The organism is Candidatus Zixiibacteriota bacterium, from assembly GCA_021159005.1.
GTDB lineage: Bacteria > Zixibacteria > MSB-5A5 > UBA10806 > 4484-95 > JAGGSN01.
Genome location: JAGGSN010000070.1, coordinates 20,101 through 27,904, shown reverse-complemented (window position 1 = coordinate 27,904; position 7,804 = coordinate 20,101). Strand labels below are relative to the sequence as shown.

The following is a 7,804-nucleotide window of genomic DNA, read 5'->3' as shown; positions in this document are numbered from 1 at the left end:
AGATTAATCAAACATATTATCTCAGATTTTACAGTTGAATTACCAATAAATTAAAAAGTTATTCGGAATTATATTGAATATATAGCATTAAAAACACACCCCTAACCCCTCTCAAGAGGGGAATAATAAGAAAGAGGGCGTATCCGCCAATGGCGGACGCCCCTACGCGCTGATGTATATTCCTGCGTCGTCAGGAACCCTTTCCTGACGATGTGGGCAGCATCCGCCGCGGCAGATGCCCCAGCTTCGCAGCAGACGAGTTCGCCTTATCCGAAGTTTTACAATCACTCTATTCGTCGATTAAACAAACCCGGTTGTTTTAACACATACCGGTCGATGCCCTTGCGGTTAGCCATGGTAACTTTGACGGCATTGAAACCGCTATGCTTCAAGTCCTCGACAATATCACCAAAACCGAAAAGGCAATATATCTTGTCAGGCTTGGCTGTTTCCACATAGCGGATTAAATCGCTATAAGAGGCATGATCGGATAGCGGGATATATTCATCAAAATAGCGAGTATGGATATAACCTCGATGCAGCGCCCAGCCGGAAATAAAACAGGTTCGCTTCTTATATTTCGGAAACAACTCATTATAAAGCTTGTACGATGGCGGCAGAATAATTGCGCCGTTTTCGGGATATTTATCATCGAGCAGGCTGTAATTAACTATATCGACGCCGTGATTGCAGTGGATGTCGGCATAGGCGCAAGCCTGGCTTGATGCATAAGTATGATAACCGGCATCGCCAAGTATCTTCATCGCCTCCTGCGCCTTGCCGAGGTTATAGGCGAATACTATCGGGATATATCCGTTATAAATACTTGCCTCGACAAACTCCAGCAAACGCTGCTTGATATAGCTATAGTCCGGGAATTCAAATATTTTTTTGCCAAATGTCGTATCGATGAAAAGTATATCGCATTCATGAATTTCAGCTGGCGCGCAGGTATCGTTTGGGCTTAATTTAAAATCGCCGGTATAGACAGTCCGGCATCCCATATAATCGACTATGCACTGCGCCGACCCTAAAATATGCCCTGCCGGTTCGGTACGCATCACACAGCCATCAAATCTATAGGTTTTGCCATATTTCAACGGGATGCCTTTAAACTCGCCAACACTCAGCTTGGAAAAATCAAGCGTTGGCTGAGAAGCGTAAATTGTCTTATGCCTCTTGAGATGGTCTGAATGCGCATGACTGACTACCGCCGATGGCTGTATGCGCGTCGGGTCGAGCGCTATCGATTCGCCAAACCTGATGCCGCCGTTTAATTCAATCAAAGCTTATATCCAATATCGCGAAGGAATTTCTTGCGCGCCTGCCTATGGTGTTCTTCCTCAATGCCCTTCGGAGCTAATCCATCTATAACGCCTAAAACGGCGCCGCCTTGTTTGCTGCGGGCAATCACAACCTGAAGCGGATTGGCTGTGGCGCAGAAAATCCCGACCACCTCCGGGACATTTTTAATCGCCGGCAGAAAGTTGATAGGAAAAGCATCCTTCAAATAGATAATAAAACTATGACCGCAGCCGATATTCATAAGCGCCTCGGCAGACAGCTTTATTAGCTCATCATCGCTGCCCTCAGTGCGAATAAGACATTCCTGCGATGCCTCCGAGAAAGCAAGCCCAAATTTTACGCCGGGACTGCCATTAACCATCGCCTCATAAAGACTCTCGGCTGTTTTGATAAAATGCGACTGCCCGAAAATAACATTGCATCCATCCGGCATTGCTATTTCAATAGCTTCTATATCCATAACTTCTCCTTAATTTATTTCTTTATAAATGATATCTTCTGGTAACCGAATCGATGTTCGGCGTATTCCCAACTCTTTTTTCCGACCATCTTTTTGAGGCTCCAAAAAAATCAATAAGAACCTTTATCAGTTGTAAAATAATATTTTTCATGCTTCACATTTTTACTGCTGTTTGTTCCAAAATCTCGATTGCTTTTTGCATATCACTTGGAATATCGCTGGTAATACTTACTTGCTCTTTCGTTATGGGATGTTCTAACGCCAAGCTGTAGGCATGCAAAGCCTGACTATTTAGTTCACGCAGCAATGCCAGCGCCAGCCGCTTTTTACTGCCGGTAAATCTTATGACCGCTTTCAACCGTCCGCCATAAGTTGAATCCCCCACTACCGGGTTGCCGAAATATGACATGTGTACTCTTATCTGATGGGTCCTGCCTGTTTGCAGCTTCACAGACAACAGTTCAGCTATCGCATAAGTTTTGATGACTTTATAATGTGTTACCGATTCGCGGTTTTTCGTTCCATAAACTCTCATCTTTTTGCGGTCGCTTGGCGATCTTCCTAACGGCAAGTCGATAGTTCCCTCAACATTTGGCATCCTGCCCCAGACAAGGGCTTGATACTTACGCTCTATTAAACGCTTTCTCATCATTTTTTGCAATAACGCCAGCGTTTGCTCATCCTTAGCAATAACTAACAACCCGGAAGTGTCTTTGTCAAGGCGGTGAACCAGCCCCGGGCGAATTCTATCGGAGAATTCTTTCATATTCGACAGATAATACAGCAGGCCATTGATTAAAGTGCCGCTATAATTTCCCGCCGCCGGATGACAAACCATCCCGGATGGTTTGTTGACAATTAAAAGATAGTCATCTTCATAGCGAATATCCAAAGGAATGTTTTCCGATTGAGCCTCAATTGGAGGCGGAGCGGCCATCTGAACGATAAATAACTCATTGGCTTTAACTTTATAGGAAGGCTTAATTGTTTTGTCGTCTAATTTTATATATCCGCCAGCGGCAAGCTTGGTGAAATGACTTCGTGAATAACCCTCGATTTTGCGGGTACAAAAAACATCAAGACGCAGTCCGCTTTCATTGCCGCCAACTACTATTTTAAGTATGGGGGCGTTCATCCGGGATAGGTTCCGTTTCATCGGCTGTTATTATTTCCTGTTTCGATTGATGAAAAAATATGAGGAAAATTAATATGCCAAACAAACCGATTGTTATAGCCGCATCAGCAATATTGAAAGTATACCATCTGGATATCGCAAGTCCGCTAAAATCGAATGACAGAAATGAAAAGGGCGGTATAATTATATCCATAATATCTATATCTATAAAATCAATGACTTTGCGATATATAAGGCGGTCTATCATATTTCCCGCGGCGCCGCCAACAACCAGCGCAAGACATAGCTTAATAAATTTGGGTTGTTTATCAGCTTTGAAAAAATATGCTATAACCGCAATTACTGCCGCTAATGATAAAATGGTGTATACCCAATAACTGCCGAAAGTGATGCCGAAAGCGCCGCCGGGATTGAAAATAAAAGTAAAGCGAATCAAATCGCCTACAACCTGCTTTGATTCGCCAAGAAAAAAAGTGGAATGGATAATACATTTGCTTAACTGGTCAAAAAAAACAACTATAAAAACAACGACCAGATAAGGTCTCTGTTTATTTATCACGAGCTTTGCGCAACTCCTCAGCTTCCTTGCATTTTATACACATTCTGGCATGGGGAACAGCCTCAAGCCGAGCGGCATCAATAGGATTGCCGCACTCAACGCACTTGCCAAATTTGCCGCTTCGCAGACGTCTTAAGGCCTCATCGATATGATGCAGTAAACGTCCCGATTTCGAGGCAAACATAAAGGCTTTTTCGCGCTCCATGGCATCAGTTCCCTGGTCAGCCATATGATAGGAGTAGGAAGACAGGTCGCCGGTATTTTCTTTTAATGTAGCATTAAAAGTATCTTTTTTCAATAGTCCCATCTCTTTGATAAGCTGATTCCGTTTCGCAAGGAGAAGCTTCTCGTATTTTTTTTGTTCTGATTTTTTCACAGCAAAACTCCAATATTGCCGTTTACAATTTCTCTATTGCTATTAATGTAACTACTCCATTAATGTTCCATTCTTTTCCCGTGCCGCGATCAGTGTTGTTGTCCAATTCAACAGTCAAAGTTTCGTTTTTAATATAATCGCCAAATAAATCAATCGCTTTACTGCATTGTTCCGAATGCGAAACTCCAAGTTTGATCCGGTCGGTAACCTCAAAGCCTGAATCCCTCCGCATATTTTGAATTTTGTTAATTAGTTCTCGGGCAAATCCCTCGGCTAACAATTCCTCAGTCATTGTCAGGTCTATGGCAGCCTTAAGTCGATTGTCTACCGCGGCCGCATACCCTTCTTCAGCTACTACTTTAACAGTTATCTCATCTAAGGTCAACAAATATTCGCTGTCATCAACTATAATTTTTAGCGAACCTTTTTCTTGAATCTGGAGTATCTGATTATATGTTAACGACTTAACTATTTCAGCCACCTTTGAGGCAAGTTTGCCGTATTTTGGTCCAATCCGGTTAAACAGCGGTTCGGCTATAAAAGTGATGTATTTACTGCCATCATTTATAAATTCAATTTCTTTTACATTTATTTCCTCTAAAATCACCCGAAACAGATTTTCCAAACCGGCTGGCGCTTTGCCGGTATCATTCATAACTACCAGTCGAGAAAGCGGCTGACGCACTTTGATATTGGCTTGCTTGCGAGCGGCTCGGCCAAGATGAACTATATCAATAGCAGTTTCCATAACATAATCGAGTTTATTATCTATTAATGCTTCGTCTGCAATTGGGAAATCGCAATGATGAACCGATTCACTAAACCCTTCAAATGATTCCGTTAATCGACGGTAAATATCCTCCGACATGAACGGCGATATTGGAGCCATAAGTTTGCAGACTGTAATCAGCGAATCAAAAAGAACGTGATATGCCGCCAGTTTATCATCACTCATTTTGGCGCCCCAGAAGCGTTTACGACTTCGTTTAATCCACCAATTCGACAACTCGTCGACAACAAATGTTGAGATTAGCCTTGAGGCGCGGGTCAAATCGAAATCCTCATAAGCCTCTGTGCATTCTTTGATTAGCCCATTCAAACGCGAGCTTAGCCAGGTATCGATAAGGGGAAAACTATCGGGTCTATCAATAGACGGGTCGAATTTATCCAAATCTGCATACAAGGCAAAGAATGAGTAGCTGTTTTGCAGGGTCGAGAAGAATTTTCTCAACACCTCAAGCACGCCTTTATCATCAAAACGCTTGGGAAGCCAGATTTGCGAACCATTTACCAGATACCACCTGAGAACATCAGCGCCGTATTTAGCGATAAGCTCTTTGGGGTTGCCAACATTGCCTAAGCTTTTAGACATTTTCTTGCCGTTTTTATCGAGAACCATATTATTGACAATACACCGCTTATAGCTTGAACGTCCCGAGAAAAACACACTGATAGCCAGCATCACATAAAACCAGCCGCGCGTCTGGTCGAGGCCCTCGGCGATAAATTCGGTTGGGAAATATTTTTCCTCAAATTCATCTTTATTCTCAAACGGATAATGCATCTGTGCATAAGGCATAGACCCGGAATCAAACCAGCCGTCAATAACCTCTGGAACTCGGCTGGCCTCTTTGCCGCAACCGGGACATCTCAGCTTGATATTGTCAACTACCGGCCGGTGAAGGTCTAACTCATCGGGCATATTAATTGCCATTTCGGTCAATTGATCGATACTGCCGACAGCAATCTCTTTACCGCATGATTCACATATCCAAATTGGCAAAGGCGTGCCCCAGTAGCGTTCCCGCGATAAGGCCCAATCGATGTTATTTTCGAGCCATTCGCCAAGTCTGCCGGAACCTATTTCCGGCGGATACCACTCGATTTTATTATTGGCCTCAATCATCTTGTCTTTATATGAGGTCGTTCTGATAAACCATGAACTTCTGGCGTAATACAAAAGCGGGGTTTTGCATCGCCAGCAGAAAGGATATGTATGAGTATATTTTTCTTCTTTATACAACAGGTTTCTTTGCTTTAAATCTTGGGTGATTTTCGGGTCGGCTTTCTTTACGAATTTCCCTGCCCAAGGAGTTATTTTGTCGATAAAATTACCGGCAGTATCAACTGCCTGAAGAACAGTTATGCCATACTTTTGCCCGACATTATAGTCATCCGCGCCGAAAGCCGGCGCAATATGGACTATTCCGGTGCCATCCTCCATTGTAACAAAATCTGCCATGACTGCAATATAAGCTTTCTCGGCGACATCAGCCATATATGGGAATAATGGCTCATATTCCGTATATTCGTAATCGCGTCCCGGCTTTTCATCTATAACTTCATATTCGCCCTCAATAACCGACAAACGGGCGGCGGCAAGGATAAGCTTTTGGCCGTCATGTTTAATGGTAACATACTTTTCCTCAGCTGATAAAGCTACCGCCGCATTTGATATTAATGTCCATGGCGTAGTTGTCCAAACAAGGAAATAAGTATCGGGGGAATCCTTAAGCTTTATTTTAACGTAAATCGATGGGTCGGCAACTTCCTCATAACCCTGAGCAACCTCATGTGAGGACAATGCAGTGCCGCATCGGGGACACCAGGGAAGGATTTTATAGCCTTTATAAAGAAGATTCTCATCGTGAAATTTTTTCAAAATCCACCACACCGATTCGATATATTCATTCGTATAGGTCATATATGGATTATTCAAATCGAGCCAAAAGCCTATCTTACGAGTGAATTCATCCCATTCGGTTTTGTATTTAAAAACAGATTCTCGGCATTTCCGGTTAAATTTGCCGATGCCGTACTTTTCAATTTCGTCCTTAGACACAAACCCAAGTTGTTTTTCAACTCCCAGCTCAACCGGCAGACCATGCGTATCCCAACCGGCTTTTCGTTCGATAAAGCAGTCCTGCATCGTTTTGTACCGGCAAATGGAATCTTTAACTGTTCTGGACAAGGCATGATGGATGCCGGGCAGACCGTTTGCCGATGGCGGTCCTTCATAGAAAACATAGCGCCTGCCGCTTTCGCGCAGTTTCATTGTCTTTTTGAATATGTCGTTATCATCCCAGAACTTAAGGATATCTTCCTCGAGTTTTGGCAGATTGAAGCTTTTATCATATTGTCGAAACACTACATCCGCTCCACGGTTTTCTCTATTAGTTTCGAAAGTTTCGGCTCGGCGATTTCTGCTGCGGCAACAATTTTCTGGTGCGAACATGGTTCAAGAGCATCCGGCAGCCCCATATCGGTAACAACCGAAAATGCAACAACCTTTGTGCCCTGATGACGAGCCGCTATCACCTCCGGTACCGATGACATGCCAACGAGATCGCCGCCGATAATCCGCAGAAAACGATACTCAGCCGCTGTTTCGAGATTTGGGCCGGTAACACCTACATAGACGCCCCGATGAAGAGTAATGTTTTCATCAAGCGCCGTCTTGATGGCGATTTCCCGAAGGTCTTTATCATAACAATTATACATATCTGGAAAACGGGGACCTATATCATCATCGTTTTTGCCAATTAGCGGATTATGTCCCTGAAAATTAATATGGTCGGTAATCAAACAAATTTCGCCTTTGGAGAATTGAGGGTTCATTCCACCAGCCGCATTCGAGACGACTAATATTTCTATTCCCAAAGCTTTCATGACTCTGACAGGGAATGTTACCTGCTTGAATGAATATCCCTCGTAAAAATGAAAACGACCTTCCATCGCCACAACTCTTTTACCTGCAACCGAGCCAAACAGCAGTCTGCCGGCATGACTCTCAACCGTAGAGACGGGAAAATGTGGAATCTGGTCATAAGGAACTTCAACATCTCTTTTGATAGTCTTAGCCAAGCCGCCCAATCCGGTACCGAGTATAATGCCAATTTTGGGAGATTCATCAGTTTTTGTGCGAATGAATTTTACAGCATCATCAATCATTTGTTTAAGATTTTCCAT

The 7,804-nt window shown here is 43.4% G+C and carries 7 protein-coding genes; all 7 read right to left on the bottom strand.

Going from position 1 to position 7,804, the window contains the following annotated elements; genetic code table 11:
- Positions 1 to 284: 284 nt before the first annotated feature.
- Complete coding sequence (locus tag J7K40_04320; GenBank protein ID MCD6161623.1) at positions 285 to 1,286, bottom strand: hypothetical protein; 1,002 nt, start codon at positions 1,284 to 1,286, stop codon at positions 285 to 287.
- Positions 1,283 to 1,765 (bottom strand): adenosine-specific kinase, encoded by a 483-nt coding sequence (locus tag J7K40_04315; GenBank protein MCD6161622.1) that lies wholly within the window; start codon positions 1,763 to 1,765, stop codon positions 1,283 to 1,285. The genes J7K40_04320 and J7K40_04315 overlap by 4 nt, the downstream gene beginning before the upstream one ends.
- Before the next feature lie 154 nt (positions 1,766 to 1,919).
- Positions 1,920 to 2,921 (bottom strand): RluA family pseudouridine synthase, encoded by a 1,002-nt coding sequence (locus J7K40_04310; protein MCD6161621.1) that lies wholly within the window; start codon positions 2,919 to 2,921, stop codon positions 1,920 to 1,922.
- Positions 2,881 to 3,459: a signal peptidase II gene (gene lspA, locus J7K40_04305; GenBank protein ID MCD6161620.1), complete on the bottom strand. Its 579-nt coding sequence runs from the start codon at positions 3,457 to 3,459 to the stop codon at positions 2,881 to 2,883. The genes J7K40_04310 and lspA overlap by 41 nt, the downstream gene beginning before the upstream one ends.
- Positions 3,449 to 3,835, bottom strand: a complete 387-nt coding sequence (locus J7K40_04300; protein MCD6161619.1) for a TraR/DksA C4-type zinc finger protein — start codon at positions 3,833 to 3,835, stop codon at positions 3,449 to 3,451. The genes lspA and J7K40_04300 overlap by 11 nt, the downstream gene beginning before the upstream one ends.
- A gap of 22 nt (positions 3,836 to 3,857) precedes the next feature.
- Positions 3,858 to 7,070, bottom strand: coding sequence for an isoleucine--tRNA ligase (locus tag J7K40_04295; protein MCD6161618.1), 3,213 nt, complete (start codon positions 7,068 to 7,070; stop codon positions 3,858 to 3,860).
- Positions 6,983 to 7,804, bottom strand: a complete 822-nt coding sequence (locus J7K40_04290; GenBank protein ID MCD6161617.1) for a purine-nucleoside phosphorylase — start codon at positions 7,802 to 7,804, stop codon at positions 6,983 to 6,985. Before J7K40_04290 ends, J7K40_04295 begins: the two co-directional genes overlap by 88 nt.